Source organism: Candidatus Dependentiae bacterium (assembly GCA_026389015.1).
Lineage (GTDB): Bacteria > Babelota > Babeliae > Babelales > Vermiphilaceae > JAPLIR01.
Map to the genome: position 1 here is coordinate 33,495 of JAPLIR010000029.1, position 22,320 is coordinate 55,814.

Consider the following 22,320-nt stretch of genomic DNA (forward strand, 5'->3'; position numbering starts at 1 on the left):
ACCTGTATAACTATAGCAGTTATACAGGTTTTTTCATCTATTTCATAAGGACAAGCCTTTATCCGCCTACGATGGTTCCGGTACTAAAAGCGGTACCCCCGCCTCCACCACCGCCACCAGAAATGCTTGAAAGCAAGAACTTAACATCATCATCGCCAAAGCGTAAGCCACCGCCAACAAAGACATTAGAATTGTGCCTACTTGCAAAGTCATCCGCACCAAACGTGACGTAAATATTCTGCAAGAGGAACATTCTGTTGAGCCACTTAATGTGTGGGCGACGATCGTTTATTCTATTTTGACCCGTCATGTCATACATTTCTAATGAAGTAACCCAACGGAATTTGTCAGTACCCAGTGGAATATCCACATCAACTGCAAAACCAGCTGAACCTTCAAACATACCAAAACGTAATGCTATCGTGTCTTTGAAGATTTTACCAAACTGTAAGCCAAAGCGGACACGATTTCTATTGAGGATATCAACTTCTTGATCGTATTTTTCTGAATCATCCAGTTTTAAGGTGTCTTTGCATATTGGGTAACCATTATCATCCAAGTAGGTTTTGCGTACTATGTGACGATTAATGTCTCCCTTTTCCGATGCAGCCAATTGCAAGAGATAGAAGCGATCTTGAGTTGCGTGTATACGGACGTCAAAGAATCCTTTTGAATCTTCAAAAATATAATGTTCTGCCGGACGATGCATAGATTCAAAGTGTGAATCGAAGACAATTTGCATACGATCAGTCTTGGTGAAGTAGTCCTTCAGACCGCCAACAGCAATCTTAAGATCTTTATAGGTCTCGTCTTCGTTGATCAGCTTACCAAGTAAGCCCTTCCCTTCGTCTATTTTTTCAGCGACTGAAGCCAAACTTTTCAGACCGTCTCGCGCTCCAACCGATGCGCCCTCAATTGCCTCACCTGCACTAGAAATATGCTCTAAAGTATCTTTAAATGCTGGGAAAATGTCTTCTTCTAACTTTTCTGCCAAACGCCTTAAGTCTTTGCCAAGCGCTAAGATATCGTCGAGATTGTCTTCATTGCGGGTGATTGTACGATCAAGTACATCTGAAAACGATGCCATTCTTTCTGCTGTTTTGTTGATATTATCAAACAGAACACGCATTTGGGCTTTGCCGTCTTCGCCACCTATGGCAGCCTGAACCGCCTCAGTCACATCTTCAACATTGCTGGCTATTTTTTTAAACTGCTGCAATAGTTCATCGATTGAAACAGGAGATTTGCTTGGCTTGCTGAGTGTTTCGCCGCCATCTAATTTACGCAATAACGGATCGCCCGTATTAATCTCTAAATAATTAGGTCCGAGTAACCCTTGTTGACGAACAATTGCATAAGAATCGGAATACAAAGAAAATTCTTTGAGTACCATGACCTTTGCTTCAGCTTGCACATCGCCATCGGCATGCAAAGTAATGTCTTCCACCCAACCAACTTTAACACCAGCGATTTTTACATCTGCTTTTCGTGAAAGGCCCGAAATATCTTTAAAGAAAATTACATACTGGTTATAGTTCCCTTTATCAAAACGAAACGCGCCAATCTCGAATCCCATATAGATAAACACGCCTAGTGCTGCTAAAACAAATATACCAACTACTGTTTCTGTTCTACCTTGCAAAGCTAGTTCCTCTTTTTAGATCACAGCCAATATAATTTTTTAATAACAACAGTGAACATTAATTTTTTATCTTTTTGCTCTTTAATACGCTCTACAACAGCGCATACTCGCTGAGTCACTTTTCCAACAGTACCATAGGATAGCACTGAAAATACTTTTGGTTCAACTTTAGTTTGGAAGATAGATTCTATACCTTTTGGTAAATTAGTGAACTCTTGACCATATAGTTTAGCAAAAGTGTTCTGCCAATCACCCGGCCATTGGAGCGTCGCTTTAAACGTTTTCAATGCATCGTTCACCATCTGCTTCCTATTTTTTACGTCACCACTCTCCGCTCTCTTTACACCTAATAAACCACACAATGAATCAGAAAGCAACCATGGCTCTATAGCTTGCTTGCCACTCCATAAAGTAAATATATCAGTCAGGTACAGACGCCCTTTTTTATCATTGTCATTTTCTTTCTTATCTCCGTTGCGTGGCTCATAAAAGATGTTATCCCTAAATACTTCAAATCCTTTGAGAGGCATAAGTTCAGTGACATCATCGAGTCTATACTGCCTAGCTTTTAAAAATTTTTCAAACTCCGCAAACAAATCTTCCTTGCCCATATTTTTAAATGCTTCGCGAATCAAAGGAATCAGTACTTTTTCAACTGATTGATCTTTTCTAAATTCATGTTTTTTGAAATCATACAACGCGTTAATATTTATCTTGCCATCTTCGCAGCTCAGGCAAACCTTAATCTTACCATCAAGCCCATCTACTTCTTCTTTTAAGCTAAATGTTTGCCAACGATTAATAGTAGGCACAATCAATGCTAATAATTTTTTTGTCGCTTCATCTTCCGGCGATAGTTTTGCCGGTGCTGCTTTTGCTTGAGGACCCGCTGGAACAGGTGCTGGTTGAGATGCATCTTTTTTTGCCTCAAGGTCAATCTCTTGCGAAAGTTGACTGATAGCAATCTGAATGCCACTAAAAGCAATGAGCTTTGCTTTTTCGCGATCAATCATTGTCTGTGCAAATGGTACATGAATAGAACCAGTCGTAAAAATATAGGTCACCAACACCACGGAAAGCGAGATGATCATTAAGGTGACGATTAGAATATAGCCTGATTTTTTGTTGTTATGATGCATAATTCACCTATTGGGCATTCCCATTTATTATTGCATGTAATTGATCGATGGAACTAAAAGACATGCCTTCGGTTATTACAATCGGCGCATGAACGACATCGATACTTCCAGAAACAGATCCAATATTCGGTGCTGCAACTACCGGTGCACTAGGCGTTGTCCCTGCCGGAGCAGCGGCTGCTGACGCACCTGGTTGTGCAGCTGCATGAGCACCTTGCACGCCTTGTAATACTTTTTGCACCATGGTCATTGGCGGCTCAGGTTCTGGTGGCTGTTTGCCATCAGCAAGAAACGATATGGTGAAAGCAAACACGGTATCACGTTTTTTTGCATTGTCCCATAAGGTTAACTGTATCACCACATAATCGGGAAACGCTTTTTCATTTTTTTTCTTATCTTTTTTATCATCCTGTGCGCCATCTTTATCTTTTTCGGTATTCCATTCTTTAGTTTTTTTGTATTCCTTTTTTTGCTTTTCTTTTGGCGACGCGCCGTCGTCTTTGGCAGGGACAGCAACAAAATATTCAATGGTCATACGCTTAATACCATCAATGATTTCATACTCTTTAATGTCCTTGGTCGACCCAGGCTTGTAGGTGTCAAAATATAAATCAACACCCTCTTGACGCATTAATTTGTAGGTGTTTTTTTCTTTTTTATCCTGCACCAAACGATAGATAACACGAGCAATGCGCGGCTTTGCTTTACCTGCTTTATTACCTGATTTATTTTCACTCCAATATATTTGCAATGGATCATCGGTAATAAAAGTAAGCGTATCTAAATTTTTTTCGCGATTATTACCAAAGAACACTTTAGTAACTTTTTTTATAGGTTTTTCTTTTTCAGCAGCTCCCGGAACTGGCGCAGCTGGCTTACTGCCAGCTGGTGGAACCGGACTGGACTGTGTACTCGTCTTTTTTTGGTCTTCCGCTGCAATAGGAATAAAGACACCCATCAGATCTTTTTCGAGCTGTTGGTGTACAATTGCAGCTTTGACTGACACATCAACATAGTCATCAACTACGTGAACATAAGAGCCAATCTGTCCAAAGCTCATAAACAGCATAACGCTAATCATGGAAGCAATGGCCATCGAAATTAAAATCTCAATGAGGGTAAAACCTGACTTCATACTTTTTTTACTTTTTGTTGCGCAACATATAAAAAGTTAACTACGACATCCTGGCGTTTTTTGCCGTTCTCATCCCACTCAATAGTAATGCGCTCACGCACCACATTATCTAAATCTTTTAATGATGATTTTTTATCAACCGGCTCACGTTGATAGCTCAACCGCATTGCCGGTGCATCAAGTTTTTTTTCGAGCGTAAATTTGTGTTCATCACTAGCTTCAATGCGAGCATCAATAAAAAAGTTTTCTGCATAATACATACGCTGCAATTTATTAGAATATTTGACCACTGCCTGCAACACAGACCCTTGCGTAATCATAAGCGGCGTCATGACAATACCTATGATAGCAATAGACACTACCGCTTCAATAAGAGTGAATCCAGCCCTACTTCGCTCTGTGAGCTTCGAAGAACAGGCATTATTTTTGGAAGGTATCATATTCTTTAAACTGCGCCGTAAAAGGATTTAATACTAAACCTACTGGCCTTGGCTTGCCATCATACATTCTATCTTTGGTATCAAAAAAATTAATAGTCACTTCTTGCGTTAAGCCATCGGGAACAATAAAAAACCACGAGTCTTTCGTTGTGTCTCCACTGCGCCGATCCATTAAATCTCCATCTTCGATAATAAAATTCTTAATATCTACCGCTTCAGGGATTGAGATGGTGGTGTTCATGGATGCTCCCACAACATTCTTATAATCAACCTCACCCTTGTTATTCTTTTGTTCAGCTTGCACACGAAGTTCAATTTTTTTCTGCTTAAAATCTACAAAGATTTGGTACAATTGATGAGACGTAATCGCATGTTGGCGACCGTAATTCACCAATGCATTGAGCTTGGCTATAAATTGCTTGCGCTCATAGCCAGGCTGCGCACCTTGAAAATTGGGAATAACAATGGTTGCCAATAGCCCGATGAGGGCTATGGCAACCATTAATTCAATGAGCGTAAATCCTGATTTGTTTAATCCCAAACGCTTATCCATTCATTCTTTGAAGAGCTTTTGCCATTTGGACCAAAAGAATGAAGCTCGTAGGCATGAGATGATCCTGGTTGATTAGCAGCATAATGATAGTTGTTACCCCATGGGTCTTCAAATGTGTCATCTTTGACTTTCCCTAAATAACCACCCTCTTGCCATTTTTTTCTATCCTTTTCATCTGCTGGAGCTTTTACTAAGTCTTTTAATTTCGTTGGATAATGACCTACTTGAACATTATACAAATCAATGGCACTGGCAAACGTCTTAAGTGTCTGTGTTACTTGGCTCTTTTTTGCTGATTCCAAATATCCCAAAAAATTGGGAATAACCACTACGGATATGATACCTAAAATTGCTATCGCAATTAATAATTCCATCAACGTAAATCCGTCGCGCGCCTGTTTGTGTGCATATATCATACGAAAACTCCTACTGCTTAAATGCCGGCTATGTTACCCATTTGAGTAATTGGCAAGGCAACTGCTATTACAATAAATCCTACTATCACTGCCATAACGATTAATAAAATTGGCCCTAATGCTGCCGTAAGCCCATCAGCCAATTCACCTAAATCCTCCTCATAATTTTGCGCTACTGTTAACAACATACTATCCAATTGCCCACTTTGCTCGCCCGTACTAATCAGATGTATGGCAATCGGTGGGAAGATATTAGTCTGCTTTAAATATTGCGCAATCTTACCCTGCTTGATTATTTTATCTCGCGCTTGATTCAATGTATCAGCAAGCACACGGTTATCAATAATTTTAACTACAATATCAAGTGATTCAGCTAAATTAACGCCACCTTCAAGCAGCATGCCCAGCGTATAACTAAATTGTACTACTGCATTAGTTTTGACAAAATATTTGATAAGTGGCAAGCGTAATTTTATTTCATCAATGGTGCGTGCTCCTGAAGAAGTGCTACTCCAGCTCTTCCATGCTATAACAAGCAGGATTAAGCCAATAATTAACAGCACAAAGTGGCCTGACACAAAATCAGAAATCGATAGCAAAAATCTTGTTGGGCCTGGGAGCTCTTGCCCACCCTTAAAATTTTCTGCCATTTTAGGCACTACGAAGACTACCAACACACCAATCACTAAGACAGCAACAGCCAACTGCATCAAAGGATATTGCAAAGCACTAGAGACTTTTTTGCGTATCGCTTCGCGACGCTCTATGTAGCTCGTAAGTCGTTCCAAAATAACTTCCAATTTGCCGCTTGCTTCACCAGCACGGACCAGTTGAACATAAATGTTATCAAACACATTGGGATAATTTTTGAGAGCATCGGCAAACGAAACACCTTCTTTAAGGTTATCTTTTACGGTGACCAGAATGGAATGCAACGTGCCTTCAAACTGATCGGCCAGTAATTCAAGTGCTTGCAGCAGCGGTACACCAGACTTAAGCAATATAGCCAACTGCTTGGTAAACATAATTTTTTCTTTAACAGGAACACCGCGGCTGAACAAACGCTGCCACCAGGATTGCTTTAATTGATCCTTGGCAAGTTCTATGGCAGTAGGAAACAAACCTTGCCGCGTCAACTGTTCTTTTACACTCTGGAGGGAGGGTGCATCGAGAGATCCTGTTATTTTTTTGCCCTCTTTGGAAAATGCTTGATACGAGTATAGTGCCATCTGAGTCCTCTATCCGCGTTTTGCTTTATGAGTTATCTTAATAACTTATTGAATAAAAAAATAGTTTTATGATACGCTATGTTGTTGATTAATGTACTACATTACCATAAAGGAGTAATGGCATGACAATAAAATTATTAAGTATTGTATTAATAGTTTGCATGGCCACTTGTGTAGAGACTATACAAGGAACAGTAAAAAAAGAAAATCGTAATGCATTGTGCAGAGTTACAAAAGATAAATCTCTGGTTCTCTATGAACCAATCGACATAAGCACGCAAGGCATAAGCGCCTACCTACAAGATGTGTACAACCAACGAGAATATGTTGATGTACTGTCCAATGATTTCTCTCACGTAATTCAATTTTTACGTTACGGAAAAAAAACTCAACAATCGCATGCCTATATTAAATCTATTCTCAAACTATTCAGCAACAAACTCAACTCAACATTTCTTTCAAAGTACGATCACTTTAAACAACATCCACAAGATTTTTTCAATGACCTTTCCCAAGAAATTTTAGACAACTTACAAAATGGTTTCCCGAGCCTTGATGAAGACATTAGCAAAGAAGAGCTCCGTCAGGCGATTATCCGATTCTTGGACATTGCACTCAGCAAGCTTATTTGGAATGCGCAAGAACCTGAACAAATATGGGACAGCTTCAAAGCTATCACCAAAAATCTTGAGAACTTGATGGAACACCATATCATTAATGATCTTGACGATCTTGATGATTTACTCTGGACACTTATCCATCGTTTTTGCTACTTCTTGGACATCGTCAGACCAGAATTATCGACTGCATTCTACGAACAAATAAAAGACGATCTTACCAATCAACAACTAGCGCTCCTTACTATCGAAGAACAAGAGCCGCTCATTGAACCTAAAAACAGTTATCTTTTACAAGCTGTCCTAGAAGGTCAGGCAAGAAAACAAGGCGCTGAAAAAGGGCTTCTTCTTGAATAAATAGATTCATATAGATTATAATAAAAACCCCGCAGTTGCGGGGTTTTTTGTTTGCGTGTTCACTATAACTCTGTCATAATCTTATAGCAACAGTCACAAAACATTCTCTATATTACCGAGTCTGCGTATTTTATGAAAAATATTATTATTGCATCATTATCATTATTAATCAGTTTTTGTGCACATAACCAAGTTCTTGCCATGGACATGTCAGCAACTGGCAGCCCAATTGAGCGCTCAAGGTTAAAAAGCACGGAGGTAGCCCAAAACCCGACCACTCTAACTCAGGCGGTGCGCATTAATGATATTGAAAGCCTTAAACAACTCATAGCAAATAAAGCCGACCTCGAAGCAAAAAACAAAGATGGTCAAACTGCAGTTGCCATAGCAGCAATGATGGGAAGAGACGGCGCATTACATATACTGTTAGCAGCTGGTGCTAATCCCAATGCAAGAGACAATGACCAATTTACGCCGCTTATGGAAACAGCTTGCCGCGGATGCAGCAAATGCACCTCATATCCTGACAAGAAAAACCCGCTTCCTTTAACCTGTCAGTCGTGTTTTAATAATGCACAATGCTTAATTAGCGCAGGAGCAGATTTAAACGGTAAAGACCACAATGGTTACACAGCCGTTCTTTATGCAACTGGACACCAAAAGTGGCCCATCGCTGATCTGTTGCTCTACCATAAAGCTCGCCATGATGCGCGCGAATGTACCGGAATAACATCGCTGCATAATGCCACACAATATGGTTCTATAAATACCGTTCAGTTACTTTTGGCCAATGGAGCCAGCGCAGAAGCACCAGACAATGGCGACAGAACTCCTTATGACTTGGCACTAAAAACTCGAAATCATAATTTGATCGACATATTTTCGGTAAACATAGCTCAATATAGCCAAAAAGAAATTGAAGTCGCTAAGGCTCTCCTTGATATGAGGACCAGGCAACAAGAAAATGTGAAAAAAGAAAAGCAACCCTATGCCAACAACTGTGGGGCTGGATTTCGACGTTATACTAGCCCACTGCCAACCATACATGAGAGCAAACTAAGAGTGCTTGTTGGCTTAAAATCTTAAAAATCTAGAGCGAAAATACCACCAAAGGCTGGGCAAAGCGCTGCACGTTTTCCATTAAATGGTAAGCGAGCATACAATGACAATGCTGGTTTCACGCATGCACCTTTATCCATAAGCACTGAAAAATCATAATTTGCCTTAATGATAGCATGATGCATGGTAAAATCTTCCAAACTTATTGCTGTATTGGCAATATTGTCAGAAAAATTTGGTGATGAAACTGCAAGCACATCATCGCCCCGTTTGAAGAATTGATACCCAAACTTAATATCAAAACCTTTCATGTTACAGAACTGACAATAGAGATTGAACCGTTGCATAAGCCCAAAATCTTTGTACACTGCTGTTTTTTGTAAGAGTAAAAGTTCAGTTTGTAGTACGTCAGTCTTGATACGTCTACAACGGGTGTTACCAAATAAATGCTGTAACTGGACATCGCCACCTACTTTAAAATAATCACCCAAACTCAAATCAAGACCAAAACCAAAAATAACCCCTAGGGCGCCATCATAGCCAAATGGTAACGCAAAAATTTTATCTTCATCTTGTCGCAAGCCCGTTGGAAAATTAGTACCAAGACGCCACGTAACTTGAGCGTTTTTGAGCAATGGTTTATTTTGTATAAAATTTTCCATCCATTCAATGAGAACAATTAAATCACCAACACCAGTGCGTTTCCATGAACCTAATTCAAGCCCATCGCCCAATCGCTTAACGTTTGCAAAAAAATCGTTCGTGAGTTTTCTTTTAACGCTAAAATCACCGGCGCTTACATTTTGTGTTTGATTAACCCAAGTAACATCAGACAAATGCATAACATTCACGGGCAAATAGGCAGTTAAAAACCATGTATTTAAAAAATGCCAGCGTCCTGCAAAGGCAACCGTATCATAGTGAAGATTACCACATACATTAAAATGTCCACGTACACCATCGTCATTTGCGCCATCCGCACGCAGGTTGGTGGCAAGAAGGCCAATAGGGCTTGCAGAATCGAACCCTTCTAACATTTTCAATGCGTCTTGATCTTCATTCCAAAGACGTAGAACGTTGGTAAAGTCTCCACACTCACCAAATCCTTTTGCATTGAAGCCATGTTCAGCAAGCACAGAAATATGCCCTGTTGTATCAAATCTAAAATCAGGACGAATGAGTGTGTCATACTGACGCAAAAGATTCATTGCAGTGATTGTGTTAATGGTCGTTGCCAGCAGCATAAGTGCGGCTAATCTATTATTTTTTTTATATATCATGGTTTATATTCCTTGCTTGCGTATATATATTCATTTCACTAAAACTTTGGCGCTCAATTACGTAATAGTGAGCGTTGAGCACGACTCATTCACTTGTAGACCAAAATCTCCACCTACCAACCAACTTCCCGATGCTGAACTACGCAGCATTCGTGCTAGATAAGAGTAACTATTAATCGCCAGAGGAATTTTCGCGTTTACAAACCCTGCAGAACGCACCGATCGCTTCATGCCCGTCGTACTTATAACAACAGGAGGCTGCTCAAGATCTTTATCTAACCCACTAAACATCATAGACCCATCGGTCGTGATTAAGTCTCTAAAACCATTAAAATTTAATATTGGTGCTGACACCGCAACACCAGGGAAAAAATTTGGAATCTCAAGCAAAGTGCTTTCATCAATAGTGCTTCCCATGAGATTTCTGCTATTGAATCGTGCAATTTGTGCCTGACTGTAACCAACATAGGCATTCAACACATAAATATTCCCACCACAACATTGCGTAAAATCTTGTACTCTGCCTGATGATGTAATAGCAAACAATTGTGTCACCGGCCCAACACTCTGAGGTAATGTCACTTGAGTCCACTTTACCTCTTCCACCGTTGTAGCGGTTGAAATATCAGCGCCATTCCCAACACGTAACAAACCTCGGCTTGTTGAAAGTAAAGCACATTGTCCAGAAACAATAAAATCAGTAAATGTATCCTGCGATATAAGACCCAACGCTGAACTCGGCGTAGCTAACGTCACAAAACTCAACAAACCCGTCGCAAAATTACTTGCGCTCAAATCAATGACGTCGAGCTTAGTGTCAGTCATCACATATAACAAGTGTCCATCGGCCATCAGCTTGCGCACAAATTCATAATTACCGATTTTTTTAAATGCCATGCCATTCGTTAAACCAACAAAGTTTGGCCCAAGACCAACACTAGGATCCCATCCTGAACCATCAGGTTTTGAGAGCACAGCTAATCCATCAATGCCACCAACAAATAACCAAGCACTTTGTTCACTCGAAACATTATCTACACCAATTTCTGCACGAGTAATTGGCCCAAGGTCGCTCAGTGCGCCGCCGGCGATAGTCACCACGCGTGGCATGGCCATAGGGGCTGGCAAATCGTACGTAATCGTCCCATCAGGAAATGTTACTTGATCCGTTGTAAAGTCACCGAGGTTAGGCACAAGCGTCGTGCCATTTGATACACCCGTTTCGACTAATACAATTTTATTTAATCCTGTTGCAACAAGTAATGAAGTCTGAGCATTCAAACCTGGGGTGGTAAAGGGAAAATCAAAAAGCCCCTGTATACCCGCAATATCTTTTGGAAACCCTGCGCCCAGAAGAGATACCAAACCAACAGATTCACTCGTTAATGTGCCACCAAGCAATCCATCTTGAGCGCCAGTACCCCACATGCCTCGTGTAATAATATTTCCCTGAATACCAGTCATAGAAATAATGTCATAAAGTGGATCTATAGTTGCACCAAAAATAGGGTCTATTGAACCACCAACAGGTTTCCAATTGGTCCAACGAGTAATTTTTTGTGTGCTATCAAAAAGCGCTTGAGAATAAAAAATACCCGGAATTTGGTTCATAGCAGGATTTGATACGGTTACATAGACCGTGTCACCACGGACTATCATGTCGGTGATATCGCCGGCAAGGAGCTCATCGCCACCAATAGACGCCGCAAAATCATCTGATGTTGTCATCTGACTGTTGTCCATAGCTGGTTCGGTGAATGTGCCATACGCTGGATTGAATACTTGATTTTTATTAGCTATCACGCCCAACAGAGCAGCATCTGCATTGTTACCCACTAATGGCAACGCATACACGGTACGTTTTGTTGATGCCGCGTCACCATTACCGCCTTGTACAATCAAATAGTGGAGCGACGTGCTTGTATACATAGTATTGATACGATGAACGCTCACTTGTGTATTGGCACCAATACCACCAATAATTTCATTTTGATTGGCAAAAACGGCATCAATCGCAATAGTCTGTATGACAAACTTGCCTGTTTGTGTTGGTGCTACCATAATGACCGAACGAGCACCATCGGTAGGGCACACACCACCTGTTACTTGTAATCCTACATATAAACGACCGAAATTTGCATCCCAATGGAACACCGCATTGTCATTCATTGAAACTAGATTGTTGAAAATTTTTACTGCTGGCGTAGCAATATCTAAAGGCAGCGCACGGGTCTGAGAACCTACAGGGCTGCCAATCGGCGCATCTACTTGCTCAAGTACTCGGCTGGAAGAAATCACCCCGGCTGATTCTGTTTTTTTTGTATCAAGCTTTAATACTGCAATACCACTTCCCGAGGCACCAAAATTTCCGCCGGCATTACTTTTGACCGCCGCAATGGCGCATTGATCTGCCATGTTACCAATACCGACAATGCCAGAAGTTACCAAAGTGCCACTCGCATCTTTAATACTGTTAGCTGACAACACCGCTTTTCGACTACTAAAAAAAAGATCTATAACGTACAACGACGTAAGATCATTGGTCGTAACCACTAAAGGCGCATGAGTAATTTCACGCGGAAGTCCTGTATTGTTTTCTGCTGGAGAAAGCAACCCTAAAAATTGAATCCCCGCATTGAATAATGGATTAGGTTGGTCAGCTACATTGTTGAGCCAAACAGTGCTTGGCGTCATGGGCACAAGCGCATTTGAATTTTTTACCACCGTTGAAACAGCAAAATCTGAACCATCTGCCGTACATTGTGCTCCTATATAAAAAAAATCGCCTTTTGGTGACGCAGCATGTGCTGAAGTCGGAAAGGTAAATGTTTGACCAGACCCCTCCGGCGCATTGCCCTGTAGAACATTCGCCTTGAGTGGCACCGAACAACAAACAAGTAAAAATATATGAAAACTACGAACCAATCTTGAATACATCATAACTCAAATCCTTAAAAATCTGACCATTGTCTACGCGTAAAGCTCTTTGGAATACGCAGGTATTTTACGAAATTTTCTCAACGCTGTCACAAAAAAGATTGCCATTTAAAAAGCCATTATTTCCAAATAAGAAAACTTATGCTATATACTTATATAAACAAGCTATTTATTTTTTAAAAAAATTTCATAAAGGCTATTTATATTATGCCACACGCTAAAATATTCTCTGCCACCACTATAGGCATTGATGCACAAGTCGTAAGCGTAGAAGTGGATCTTGCCATGGGCCTACCACAATTTTACATTGTTGGTCTGCCTGATACCGCTATTAAAGAAAGCAGCAAGCGTATTCTGACGTCACTAAAAAATAGTGGCTTTAAACTACCAACAAAAAAAATAGTAGTGAATTTGGCGCCCGCTGACTTGAAAAAAGAAGGCACCTTGTTTGATCTACCTATTGCTATTGGCATTCTGCTCGCCGGTGGATTTCTTGAAATACCTCGTAGTTTTTTAGATGAAACATTATTTTTAGGCGAACTTTCGCTCGATGGCAGCATAACCTTTATTAAAGGCGCACTTGCAATAGCATATGATGCAAAACTTCTTAAGAAAAAACGTTTAATTATTCCCAAAGCTAATGCTGCCGAAGCTGCACTCATTGGTGAACTTGAAGTTATCGGCGTGGACCATACCACCGAACTCATTGCCTATTTACGTCACGAACGAGACATCGCGCCAACCATAACTAATCTTGCAGCACACACAACGGCTAACAGCGATAAACTCAATGACTTTTGCCAAGTTAAAGGACAAAATCAAGCCAAACGAGCTTTACAAATTGCTGCTGCAGGAAGACACAATATTCTTTTTATTGGCCCTCCTGGTTCGGGAAAAACGATGCTGGCAAAGCGCCTGCAAACCATTATGCCGCCAATGATATTCAATGAAATACTTGAGACCAGTAAAATTTATTCGGTAAGCGGCAAACTCGGCAAACAATCATTGGTAGTCCAACGGCCATTCCGCGCCCCACATCACACCATTTCTCAAGCCGGCCTTGTTGGCGGCGGTTCTTACCCTCAGCCTGGCGAAATTAGTTTAGCGCACCACGGCATTCTGTTTTTGGATGAGTTGACCGAATTTAAACGAGATACCTTGGAAGTATTACGTCAGCCGTTAGAAAATAAGATGGTCTGTATTTCGCGTGTACAACAATCAATTACATTTCCAGCCTCATTCTTATTGATAGCTGCTCTCAACCCTTGCCCTTGCGGATTCTTGGGCGATAAAAAAAGAATGTGTCATTGTTCTGCGCCGCAGATCACTAAATATTTGGCAAAACTATCAGGCCCATTATTAGACCGCATCGATTTACAAATTAATGTTCAATCAGTTGAATATGACACTATTAAATCAAAAGATTTGAATAACACCAGCTCACAAGAACTCTATGCAACCGTGGAAAAAGCACTGGCTATGCAAGAAGCACGATTCGGCACCAAAACCATACTCAACAGTTTTATGCCTGCTGATGTGATTGAAAAACATTGCGTGCTAACTCCTGCAGCCGAAGAAATCATTAAAAAGGCTTTTGACCGATTACGCTTGAGCATGCGCGGCTATCATAAAATACTCAAAGTTGCCCGTACTATTGCCGATTTAGAAGAATCCCACCTCATTGATGTTGCCCACGTTCAAGAAGCCATCATGTATCGCTCACTTGACCAACATTTAGACCAACAACGCTCATGATCCTCGGCATTGGCATTGATAGTGTCGAAATTCAACGATTTAAGGAGTGGCATGCCTTTACTCAAAAATCACTGCAACGGATCTTCAGCGAGGAAGAAATCTCTTACTGCCTGAGCAATAAAGCCAAGAGTGCCGAGCGATTTGCCATCCGCTTTGCGGCTCGCGAAGCTCTTTTTAAGACCCTGAGCAGTGCTTACCCAACCTTTGAACTGCCCTTTTTGACACTGTGCCGATTAGTCCGCACGGAAAAGAACCATCGCGGGGCTCCTTGCTTACAGGTTGACTGGTCACGTTGTTTACCCTTAGCCACCCAAACATACCCTATTTGCCATACTTCCTGGACACACACGGCTACCACTGCTACTGCGATAGTGGTTCTAGAAGAAGCTTAACCTCGATTCACCTACCTACACTAGCGCCATACCTAATAAAGACCGTAGGTTTTGATTGACAATCATCAATAAACCCTTATAATTAAGGTTAATTAAGGACTTTATAAGTCTAACAAATTTTGAAAATGTATATCGCGGGGTAGAGCAGTCTGGTAGCTCGTTGGGCTCATAACCCAAAGGTCGCTGGTTCAAATCCGGCCCCCGCAACCAATTTCTTCACAGGGCTTCATTCAAGCGCTCTTAAATATAAATCTATTATCAAGAAATCTTACTTTATTACTAGCATCACTCTTTATGGAAACTTATATGAAAAACACATTCATTAAGCTATTAATAACAATCTTATTATCTTTAAGTATTCCTGTTTTCGCTCTCAAAAACGATCTATCAGCTCCCGCTACACATTCACTTCTTGCAGAATCTGCATCAAGTTCAGATAAAAACGGCGCTGATGGTTTTCTTGCAAGACTTTGTAACTGCATTAGAGCTTTATACAAAAACTCTTCTCTTGTTTCATGGCCACGTACCGATGAAGCTCTCACAAAAAAATCAAAGATTTGGACAGATCTTATGCTCGTCAAATAAAAGAACTTAAACGTTTGATTGATTTTAACAAAAAATAGATCTGTTGCACTGTCTTTGCTACTCATTGATTGACACCCACACTTCTCGACTGCTATATCTTATAGTAAGTCTCAATAATCCAGCCTTGCCCGAAAGCTAAGTTAATACTTGAGCTTTGTCCAAGCCTGACAAAAATGGGAGTGTGATCATGAACAAAACTAATCTCTTTATAATAACTACCCTTATCTCTTCAACCTGTGCCACCGCAATGGAAGAAATAAAGCGACCAGAATCACGTGCAGCATCTCCTGAAAATACTGATGGTCCATTCGTGATGGCTCGTGTGGCAACAGTCGTAGCAGTTAACTATCCCATGCAATACGATGTAATCAACTCACTAGAATCGCGCAATATAGAACTACAAAATCACCTTGTAAGTCTTCAACAAGCAGTCCATGATATCGAACAAAGACGCATAAAAGAATATGAGCAAAGCGCCATGCGAGCGACTTCATTACTGCTTACAGAAGCTATTCCCAGCGGGTGCATTCCATGGATTAAAGTATTAATTTCTGATAAAGCAGATGTAAACTACAAGTCGTGCAACGGCCTTACTCCTCTTACACAAATCATTAAACATAAATCAATCACCAAAGATTCAAAAAAAGAACTTATCAAGCTACTTCTCGCAGCAGGATCACATTCTGAAGGCCAACTTGATAACAGTGATATAGAAACACTAGTCGATAAAAATACAGAATCAGACAAATGCACTATAATGTAGAAACGAAGAACAAAATCTAAGGATTTAATTATGAAAACCCTGAACATTATTCTGATAGCCGCCAGCTGCATGCTCTTAATAATAACAACTGTTATTATATGGATAAAAAACACAACTAAGCCTTCTTTAAAAAGTGGCAATGCTGCACCTTCGTTTGCGCTACCCGATGAAACAGGAACCATGCGATCACTTACAGAATTTAGGGGTAAAAAAGTAGTGCTCTATTTTTATCCAAAAGACGAAACCCCTGGCTGCACCCAAGAAGCATGCGACCTACGAGATGCCTATGCCATCTATAAAGAACACAATATTACCATTCTTGGCATTAGTTACGACTCACCTGCATCACACACTGAATTTAAAGCAAAATATCATCTGCCATTTTCATTGTTATCAGATACTACGCATACCGTCGCTCATGCGTATGGCGCGGACCAACACACCATGGGGCATTTTTTCCCTAAACGCATGACAATCCTTATTGATGAACAGGGAAACATCGTGCACACCATTGAAGATGTAAGTGTGAAAGATCACGTGAATGATATCTTAAAAGCTTTTGGCATTAGCACGAAATAAGTATTGATAATGTCCTAATCGATCACTATAATTGCTCTACCTTACGCAAAATAAATCTCAATAATAACGAAGGCACAATTATGAAAAAAACTTCCCTCCTGCTCATTCTTACCCTTATTTTTTCAACCCCTGTCATCGCAATGGACCAAGAAGAAGCAAAGGGGCCAGACAATAGACAAGAACACAGAGAACACATCGATACAATCAATGATCTTCTTATGCTCAGAGCCATCCCTTCTCTCAACATAGATTTCATACAATTATTAATTACAAAAAAAGCTGAGATAAATACTATCTTCATAGAAGATGGCCAGGAGAATACTCCCCTCATGCTTTTATTAGAACAACCTTTTGTATGCAGAGTGTATGAGCCTTACTGGCACGCGAGCGAACAAGAAGAGCATACTTATAAAATAAAAAAAATTGTTTCAATGCTCATACAAGCAGGAGCAGATCCCTTTATAAAAACATCTAATGGCAAAACAACTTTTGATATAACGGATAACGATGACATTCAACAACACCTCATCAAAGAAGCGAGCACAAAACCAAAAAATGAATGGTGCTGTACCATCCTCTAAATAGAAATTATTAAAGCATTTCTATCAAAAAACATTAAGAAGCCTTAATCTTCTTACAGGAAAAAATAATTACCATGAAATTAAATAGCATATTCATAAGCCTCATAACTATAACCTTGTTCTGCCACGCATCGGCTATGACTCAAATCACAAAAGAAGAAACTGTAACGCAAGAAGGTTTTAAAGAAATTCAATACACTCGAAAAACCAAGACTGAAACAAGCACTCTGTACCTTAATTGTTCCCGCTGGATAACAGGTCCCAATACAGGAAGAACCTACTGTTTTTCCCAAGAATTTTTTGAAGATTATAATAGGCCTATGAAATATTTGGACCACAATGCCAGCAGCTATGATTATTTAGAAAGAAAATACGCTGCTCAGCAAGCAAAAAAAAGTTCTGAAAAATCTATACCCTGACTTGTCTAAAAAACCTTTTTTTCAAACACTTTTTCCACAAAAAAATCAAAAGTAATTACATCGCCATACAAAGTAAACTATATTTCATAGCACAGTTAACCATGCCATTACTTTGCAATAAAAAAAGGATTACGTATGTGTTGTAATAAAAAAACAGTCTTTATAGCCATAATCATAGTAGCACTTGCAGCCTTTGGCATACACTTTCTTACACAAAAAACCACCACTGGTTTGAATATCAAAGAAATAAAATCGTACGCTCAGGTTGTCGGTGAAATGGCAACTGCCGATCCACAAACGTTAATACTTTTTGACACCGACGAAACACTCGTAACATCGCCAGACGTATTTGCTCGCGACTATCCATTGCCACCTTCATTTATTATTCAAGGTATACTCAAACATCCATCGCTCCTCTTTAAAAAAAATAGAGAACAGCTCGAGAGTTTGATTATGACGCATGCGCAACGCAAACTCATAGATCCATTAGTTATTGAACTCATCAATAGTTTAAAATCAAAAGGCTGCACGGTGTTAGTACTCACCCAATTCAGAACACGTCCGTATGGTATTGTTACAGACCCAGTAAAAAATCGTTATGAAATGCTTAAAAATTTTGGTGTAGAATTGAGCTTAACGTACCCAGATTTTAAATTTACAACCCTACCTTCAAAAGGTGGCGGCTACCCAGAACTACACAATGGCATTCTCTTTGCTAATGAACTCACCAAAGGCCAAGCCCTTGAAGGCTTCCTAGACCATTTTAAGATTCGCCCAAGCAAAGTTATTTTATTCGATGATATGGAAAAAAATCTCATATCTGTCGGCAATCTCTGCAAAAAACTCAATATTCCATTTCAAGGCTATCTCTATCTTGCCAAGAAACACTTTTCTGCATGGAACACAAAGCGTGCGCTGCTGCAACTAGACAATATTCTAGAACACGGAAAATGGCTATCCGATGCAGAGGCTGATGCCATGTTGCAAGGCAAGCCAGCCGTAGTCGCACACTAAAATAATTAGCGTTTAGTCCTTCTAAAAAAAAGAGAACCCTCATGCAAAAAAGCCTTATTAGATATTCACTCTGCCTGTTGGTCATTTGTATCAATGTATTTGGTAACGATGATCTTATCAAACGTGGTTTTACTCATGTTACCAGTGAATTCCATCTCATTGATGGAACAACCAACAGAAAAAATAGATTTCCTCATATTCCACACGCACAAGGAACCAGTCAAAACTGGAGTGGCTACGTTGCCGCCACCAACTTAACTCATCCACTACAACATTCTGTCACGAAAGTATCAGGGTCCTGGACAGTACCAACTGTTTCATCGGCTGCACATGACACGCATTGTGCTATTTGGGTTGGCATAGATGGTTACAGCAGTGAATCTGTGGAACAAATTGGCACGTCGCACGACTTTATCAATGGCCATCAAGACAACTATGCGTGGTTTGAAATGTACCCTAACTATGCATACGAAATTACTGGTTTTCCCGTCAATGTTGGGGATTCTATAAGTGCTTCTGTAGTCTATATAGGAAATAACACGTTCACCTTAACACTCATTAACAACACACGCAGAGTGTATGTGGTAATTCCATCTTCTTACACGAAATCATCAACTGCACAAAGAAGTTCAGCAGAATGGATTGTAGAAGCTCCTTATGAAAATGGTATATTACCACTATCTCATTTTAGCATGATTAAATTTCTTAATTGTACGACCACCATTAATGGCACAACCGCGGCAATAAAATATCGTTCATGGGCAGATGACTTTTTGACCATGGTAACCAATACCAATACTCCAAAGGCAACCGTATCGGCACTCAGCACTAATGGCCAAAATTTCAATGTTACATGGAATCATGAATAAAAGAAAAAAAACAGACTTTGAACTTCTTTGTAATTAAACAGAAACCTGATAACTTTTCAAACAAAAAGTTATCAAGTTTTTTGTTTGTGATCGGACGCAGAAAAGCTTAAACTAAGAATGATATATTCACTCGCACCTCAGCAGCTTCTAGGATTTCCTATGAATAGACATTCAAAAATAATGTATGCCGTACTAGTAATAACCACATTAACCAGCCATGCGCCTTCTTCTGCAATGGCATCTTTTATAGCACAACGCATGGCTCAATCTCGAACACAATCTGAAACACAAAGAAAAAAAATCGAAGAAAATGAAACCCAAAAAAGACAAGCCGCGGCGCAGTCAAAAGAAAAAGAAAAATGTGAGGCCCAAAAAGAACGCCAAAAAAGCATAGAAGATGCTGCACAACAGTACAAAACTCAGGTTGAAAAACATAAACAAACCAAAGCACAGAGCTGGTGGCCATCTTTATTTTAATCTATTTATTAAGAACAGTACCGTTATGACAATAATGACACCACGACAACAACAATTTTTTGCCGCGTTGCCCGATTCTTGGAAAAAGCCATTAGAAGGTGTTTGTGCTAAACCTGAGATTGATGCCCTTGCGCAGTTTTTACAAGAACGCGAAGCAATGGGTGCAACAGTATACCCTGCACAACAAAATATCTTTGCTGCATTGCAAGCAACACCATTTGACGATGTAAGCGTCGTGATTGTTGGACAAGACCCCTACCATGGTCCAGGTCAAGCTCATGGATTAAGTTTTAGTGTGCCACCTGGAGTGCGTGTACCACCTTCTCTGCGTAATATATTCAAAGAGTTACATAGTGACATTGGCATGCCTATTCCAAAAAATGGTACGCTCACCGGCTGGGCACAGCAAGGCGTGTTATTACTCAATGCTATTTTAACCGTTGAAGAAGGAAAGCCTGCAAGCCATGCAAACAAAGGTTGGGAGTTTTTCACTGATGCTATTATTGAACAACGGCTCAAACGTAACCATCCAACAGTCTTTATGCTGTGGGGTGCGTATGCACAGAAAAAAATGCAAAACCTGCATATTCACACCGACCCAGCACGACATTTAATCTTAAAAGCAGCTCACCCATCGCCTCTATCAATAAGAGGATTTCTAGGCTGTCGCCATTTTTCACAAGCCAATGCTTTTTTAAGGGAGCATGCTATGCCAGAAATTCAGTGGGAAAACTTGTAAAGTCATACACTAGATAAAATGCTCGTATTCGAAAAATATTAACCAGAGAAAAACCGCATCTTTTTTATGATATCTTCTTGAGCAATGTCCCGACTGATTGCCAGCTAACGACTTTTCCAAAAGGCCAGTTTTGATCATCAGAACCACTATATATAACATACGCTTCTTTTTTTTCGTTTTTAGTGATCCCCTGCCAGGTCTCAATGGCTGAAAAATAACTTGGGATAACCGTCTTGCTCGATTTAATTTCCACAGGCACGAGCTTGCTACCCGTATCAATTAAGCAATCAACTTCATGCCCAGAATGATCACGCCAAAAATAAAGGCCTGGTACTAATTCAAGGTTATAATGCTGCTTGAGTAGGTCAGCTATAATAAATGTTTCAATAAGAGGCCCACGCATTGAATGGTCGATTAATTCATCCGCTGATTTAATTCTGAGCAACGAGCACACCAACCCCGTATCAATGAAGTACAGCTTTGGTGACTTTGTCAGTTGTTTGCCAAAATTTTTATAGTACGGCTGCAAAAAGAATACAACATAACTTGCTTCTAATATTGAAAGCCATGCTTTAACCGTTTTATCGTCAATGCCACAATCATTACCCAATGAAGAATAATTAATTGTTTGTCCAGTCCTACCGGCACACAAACTAATAAATTTTTTAAATAACATCAGATCGGTAATATTTTTTATTTGCCGCACATCGCGTTCTAAATACGTCGCTGTATAACCTTGGTACAATCTTTTGACCGATATTTCTTCCGCGTACAATGCTGGATAAGAACCAGTAAATACTGCCGTCTCAATTTTTTCGGGCAGCAAGCCAGCATCACCAATTTCTGCGATTGAAAGAGGCAATAACGTAATAATGGCTATTCTGCCTGCCAATGTTTGCGTAATGGATTGGCTTACCAAAAAGTTTTGAGACCCGGTGACAATAAAGAAACCCTTTTTTTTCTCTTCGTCTACCATGGTTTGTATGTAAGAAAGCAAATGGGGCGCATGCTGAATTTCATCTAAAATAATGCCATGATCAGTTGGGTAGTCATTCAAAAAACTTCTTGGGTCAGCATGAGCCAACGCACGCACATCATAGTCTTCCAAGGAGATATATTTGTGTTGAGAAAACACATGCCGCGCCAACGTTGTTTTTCCCGCCTGCCGCGGACCTAAGATGGCTACCACGCCATATTCTTGAGCAGCTTCTTTTAACTGAGGCGTTATTGCTCGTTTAATGTACATAAAAAATTCCTTTATTTTTTACTGGTCCCTAAAATCCGGAATCCAATTCCGAATTTTCTAAGTATACCTTAATAACTATAGCCAAAGCCTCTCTATT

The 22,320-nt window shown here is 40.1% G+C and carries 23 protein-coding genes and 1 tRNA gene; 14 read left to right on the forward strand and 10 right to left on the reverse strand.

Annotated elements, in window-relative coordinates; genetic code table 11:
• Nucleotides 1-58: 58 nt before the first annotated feature.
• The 7 genes from NTX86_05990 to NTX86_06020 are packed head-to-tail and all read right to left on the reverse strand — an operon-like array spanning nucleotide 59 to nucleotide 6,554.
• A complete protein-coding gene (locus NTX86_05990; GenBank protein ID MCX5922846.1) occupies nucleotides 59-1,642 on the reverse strand; it encodes an MlaD family protein in 1,584 nt (527 codons plus the stop codon).
• A 20-nt stretch (nucleotides 1,643-1,662) separates the two neighbouring features.
• Nucleotides 1,663-2,781, reverse strand: coding sequence for a hypothetical protein (locus tag NTX86_05995; protein MCX5922847.1), 1,119 nt, complete (start codon nucleotides 2,779-2,781; stop codon nucleotides 1,663-1,665).
• A gap of 7 nt (nucleotides 2,782-2,788) precedes the next feature.
• A complete protein-coding gene (locus tag NTX86_06000; GenBank protein MCX5922848.1) occupies nucleotides 2,789-3,916 on the reverse strand; it encodes a prepilin-type N-terminal cleavage/methylation domain-containing protein in 1,128 nt (375 codons plus the stop codon).
• Nucleotides 3,913-4,356 (reverse strand): type II secretion system protein, encoded by a 444-nt coding sequence (locus tag NTX86_06005; protein MCX5922849.1) that lies wholly within the window; start codon nucleotides 4,354-4,356, stop codon nucleotides 3,913-3,915. Before NTX86_06005 ends, NTX86_06000 begins: the two co-directional genes overlap by 4 nt.
• Nucleotides 4,337-4,909, reverse strand: a complete 573-nt coding sequence (locus NTX86_06010) for a type II secretion system protein (protein ID MCX5922850.1) — start codon at nucleotides 4,907-4,909, stop codon at nucleotides 4,337-4,339. The genes NTX86_06005 and NTX86_06010 overlap by 20 nt, the downstream gene beginning before the upstream one ends.
• Nucleotides 4,888-5,325: a type II secretion system major pseudopilin GspG gene (gene gspG, locus NTX86_06015; protein MCX5922851.1), complete on the reverse strand. Its 438-nt coding sequence runs from the start codon at nucleotides 5,323-5,325 to the stop codon at nucleotides 4,888-4,890. Before gspG ends, NTX86_06010 begins: the two co-directional genes overlap by 22 nt.
• 17 nt (nucleotides 5,326-5,342) lie before the next feature.
• Nucleotides 5,343-6,554, reverse strand: coding sequence for a type II secretion system F family protein (locus NTX86_06020; GenBank protein MCX5922852.1), 1,212 nt, complete (start codon nucleotides 6,552-6,554; stop codon nucleotides 5,343-5,345).
• Nucleotides 6,555-6,676: 122 nt separating this feature from the next.
• On the opposite strand from NTX86_06020, the gene NTX86_06025 reads away from it, so the two are divergent.
• Complete coding sequence (locus NTX86_06025) at nucleotides 6,677-7,528, forward strand: hypothetical protein (protein MCX5922853.1); 852 nt, start codon at nucleotides 6,677-6,679, stop codon at nucleotides 7,526-7,528.
• A gap of 132 nt (nucleotides 7,529-7,660) precedes the next feature.
• A complete protein-coding gene (locus NTX86_06030) occupies nucleotides 7,661-8,614 on the forward strand; it encodes an ankyrin repeat domain-containing protein (protein MCX5922854.1) in 954 nt (317 codons plus the stop codon).
• Here NTX86_06030 and NTX86_06035 read toward each other — a convergent pair.
• Together NTX86_06035 and NTX86_06040 are read right to left on the reverse strand one after the other, a co-directional pair.
• Nucleotides 8,611-9,867: a hypothetical protein gene (locus NTX86_06035; GenBank protein ID MCX5922855.1), complete on the reverse strand. Its 1,257-nt coding sequence runs from the start codon at nucleotides 9,865-9,867 to the stop codon at nucleotides 8,611-8,613. The two genes, NTX86_06030 and NTX86_06035, sit on opposite strands and share 4 nt — an antisense overlap.
• A 57-nt stretch (nucleotides 9,868-9,924) precedes the next feature.
• A complete protein-coding gene (locus tag NTX86_06040; protein MCX5922856.1) occupies nucleotides 9,925-12,807 on the reverse strand; it encodes a hypothetical protein in 2,883 nt (960 codons plus the stop codon).
• 204 nt (nucleotides 12,808-13,011) lie between these two features.
• On the opposite strand from NTX86_06040, the gene NTX86_06045 reads away from it, so the two are divergent.
• The 12 genes from NTX86_06045 (at nucleotide 13,012) to ung (ending at nucleotide 20,977) form a co-directional block, all read left to right on the forward strand.
• Nucleotides 13,012-14,559 carry a YifB family Mg chelatase-like AAA ATPase gene (locus NTX86_06045; protein MCX5922857.1) on the forward strand — a complete coding sequence of 516 codons (1,548 nt, stop codon included), beginning with the start codon at nucleotides 13,012-13,014 and terminating at the stop codon, nucleotides 14,557-14,559.
• Nucleotides 14,556-14,951, forward strand: coding sequence for a 4'-phosphopantetheinyl transferase superfamily protein (locus NTX86_06050; protein ID MCX5922858.1), 396 nt, complete (start codon nucleotides 14,556-14,558; stop codon nucleotides 14,949-14,951). The genes NTX86_06045 and NTX86_06050 overlap by 4 nt, the downstream gene beginning before the upstream one ends.
• A 133-nt stretch (nucleotides 14,952-15,084) precedes the next feature.
• A tRNA-Met gene (locus NTX86_06055) sits at nucleotides 15,085-15,161 on the forward strand.
• Between the two features lie 96 nt (nucleotides 15,162-15,257).
• Nucleotides 15,258-15,536 (forward strand): hypothetical protein, encoded by a 279-nt coding sequence (locus NTX86_06060; protein MCX5922859.1) that lies wholly within the window; start codon nucleotides 15,258-15,260, stop codon nucleotides 15,534-15,536.
• A 187-nt stretch (nucleotides 15,537-15,723) separates the two neighbouring features.
• Nucleotides 15,724-16,299, forward strand: a complete 576-nt coding sequence (locus tag NTX86_06065; GenBank protein ID MCX5922860.1) for a hypothetical protein — start codon at nucleotides 15,724-15,726, stop codon at nucleotides 16,297-16,299.
• 30 nt (nucleotides 16,300-16,329) lie between these two features.
• Complete coding sequence (locus tag NTX86_06070) at nucleotides 16,330-16,878, forward strand: peroxiredoxin (protein ID MCX5922861.1); 549 nt, start codon at nucleotides 16,330-16,332, stop codon at nucleotides 16,876-16,878.
• 80 nt (nucleotides 16,879-16,958) lie between these two features.
• The gene (locus tag NTX86_06075) at nucleotides 16,959-17,459 is read left to right on the forward strand and encodes a hypothetical protein (protein ID MCX5922862.1); all 501 of its coding nucleotides are present in this window, start codon (nucleotides 16,959-16,961) and stop codon (nucleotides 17,457-17,459) included.
• A 74-nt stretch (nucleotides 17,460-17,533) separates the two neighbouring features.
• Complete coding sequence (locus NTX86_06080; GenBank protein ID MCX5922863.1) at nucleotides 17,534-17,878, forward strand: hypothetical protein; 345 nt, start codon at nucleotides 17,534-17,536, stop codon at nucleotides 17,876-17,878.
• A 135-nt stretch (nucleotides 17,879-18,013) separates the two neighbouring features.
• Nucleotides 18,014-18,892 carry a DUF2608 domain-containing protein gene (locus NTX86_06085; protein MCX5922864.1) on the forward strand — a complete coding sequence of 293 codons (879 nt, stop codon included), beginning with the start codon at nucleotides 18,014-18,016 and terminating at the stop codon, nucleotides 18,890-18,892.
• 41 nt (nucleotides 18,893-18,933) lie between these two features.
• Nucleotides 18,934-19,761, forward strand: a complete 828-nt coding sequence (locus tag NTX86_06090) for a G1 family endopeptidase (GenBank protein MCX5922865.1) — start codon at nucleotides 18,934-18,936, stop codon at nucleotides 19,759-19,761.
• Between the two features lie 159 nt (nucleotides 19,762-19,920).
• Nucleotides 19,921-20,238 (forward strand): hypothetical protein, encoded by a 318-nt coding sequence (locus tag NTX86_06095; protein MCX5922866.1) that lies wholly within the window; start codon nucleotides 19,921-19,923, stop codon nucleotides 20,236-20,238.
• Between the two features lie 25 nt (nucleotides 20,239-20,263).
• Nucleotides 20,264-20,977 (forward strand): uracil-DNA glycosylase, encoded by a 714-nt coding sequence (gene ung, locus NTX86_06100; protein MCX5922867.1) that lies wholly within the window; start codon nucleotides 20,264-20,266, stop codon nucleotides 20,975-20,977.
• Nucleotides 20,978-21,041: 64 nt separating this feature from the next.
• On the opposite strand, the gene NTX86_06105 is transcribed toward ung, so the two are convergent.
• Nucleotides 21,042-22,223 carry an ATP-binding protein gene (locus NTX86_06105; protein MCX5922868.1) on the reverse strand — a complete coding sequence of 394 codons (1,182 nt, stop codon included), beginning with the start codon at nucleotides 22,221-22,223 and terminating at the stop codon, nucleotides 21,042-21,044.
• Nucleotides 22,224-22,320: the final 97 nt, after the last annotated feature.

Excerpts from the sequence above, each read along its gene's own strand:
- NTX86_05995 (MCX5922847.1), bottom strand. The coding sequence starts at position 2,781 with ATGCATCATAACAACAAAAAATCAGGCTATATTCTAATCGTCACCTTA.
- NTX86_06000 (MCX5922848.1), bottom strand. The coding sequence starts at position 3,916 with ATGAAGTCAGGTTTTACCCTCATTGAGATTTTAATTTCGATGGCCATT.
- NTX86_06005 (MCX5922849.1), bottom strand. The coding sequence starts at position 4,356 with ATGATACCTTCCAAAAATAATGCCTGTTCTTCGAAGCTCACAGAGCGA.
- NTX86_06010 (MCX5922850.1), bottom strand. The coding sequence starts at position 4,909 with ATGGATAAGCGTTTGGGATTAAACAAATCAGGATTTACGCTCATTGAA.
- gspG (MCX5922851.1), bottom strand. The coding sequence starts at position 5,325 with ATGATATATGCACACAAACAGGCGCGCGACGGATTTACGTTGATGGAA.
- NTX86_06020 (MCX5922852.1), bottom strand. The coding sequence starts at position 6,554 with ATGGCACTATACTCGTATCAAGCATTTTCCAAAGAGGGCAAAAAAATA.
- NTX86_06025 (MCX5922853.1), top strand. The coding sequence starts at position 6,677 with ATGACAATAAAATTATTAAGTATTGTATTAATAGTTTGCATGGCCACT.
- NTX86_06030 (MCX5922854.1), top strand. The coding sequence starts at position 7,661 with ATGAAAAATATTATTATTGCATCATTATCATTATTAATCAGTTTTTGT.
- NTX86_06035 (MCX5922855.1), bottom strand. The coding sequence starts at position 9,867 with ATGATATATAAAAAAAATAATAGATTAGCCGCACTTATGCTGCTGGCA.
- NTX86_06040 (MCX5922856.1), bottom strand. The coding sequence starts at position 12,807 with ATGATGTATTCAAGATTGGTTCGTAGTTTTCATATATTTTTACTTGTT.
- NTX86_06045 (MCX5922857.1), top strand. The coding sequence starts at position 13,012 with ATGCCACACGCTAAAATATTCTCTGCCACCACTATAGGCATTGATGCA.
- NTX86_06050 (MCX5922858.1), top strand. The coding sequence starts at position 14,556 with ATGATCCTCGGCATTGGCATTGATAGTGTCGAAATTCAACGATTTAAG.
- NTX86_06060 (MCX5922859.1), top strand. The coding sequence starts at position 15,258 with ATGAAAAACACATTCATTAAGCTATTAATAACAATCTTATTATCTTTA.
- NTX86_06065 (MCX5922860.1), top strand. The coding sequence starts at position 15,724 with ATGAACAAAACTAATCTCTTTATAATAACTACCCTTATCTCTTCAACC.
- NTX86_06070 (MCX5922861.1), top strand. The coding sequence starts at position 16,330 with ATGAAAACCCTGAACATTATTCTGATAGCCGCCAGCTGCATGCTCTTA.
- NTX86_06075 (MCX5922862.1), top strand. The coding sequence starts at position 16,959 with ATGAAAAAAACTTCCCTCCTGCTCATTCTTACCCTTATTTTTTCAACC.
- NTX86_06080 (MCX5922863.1), top strand. The coding sequence starts at position 17,534 with ATGAAATTAAATAGCATATTCATAAGCCTCATAACTATAACCTTGTTC.
- NTX86_06085 (MCX5922864.1), top strand. The coding sequence starts at position 18,014 with ATGTGTTGTAATAAAAAAACAGTCTTTATAGCCATAATCATAGTAGCA.
- NTX86_06090 (MCX5922865.1), top strand. The coding sequence starts at position 18,934 with ATGCAAAAAAGCCTTATTAGATATTCACTCTGCCTGTTGGTCATTTGT.
- NTX86_06095 (MCX5922866.1), top strand. The coding sequence starts at position 19,921 with ATGAATAGACATTCAAAAATAATGTATGCCGTACTAGTAATAACCACA.
- ung (MCX5922867.1), top strand. The coding sequence starts at position 20,264 with ATGACAATAATGACACCACGACAACAACAATTTTTTGCCGCGTTGCCC.
- NTX86_06105 (MCX5922868.1), bottom strand. The coding sequence starts at position 22,223 with ATGTACATTAAACGAGCAATAACGCCTCAGTTAAAAGAAGCTGCTCAA.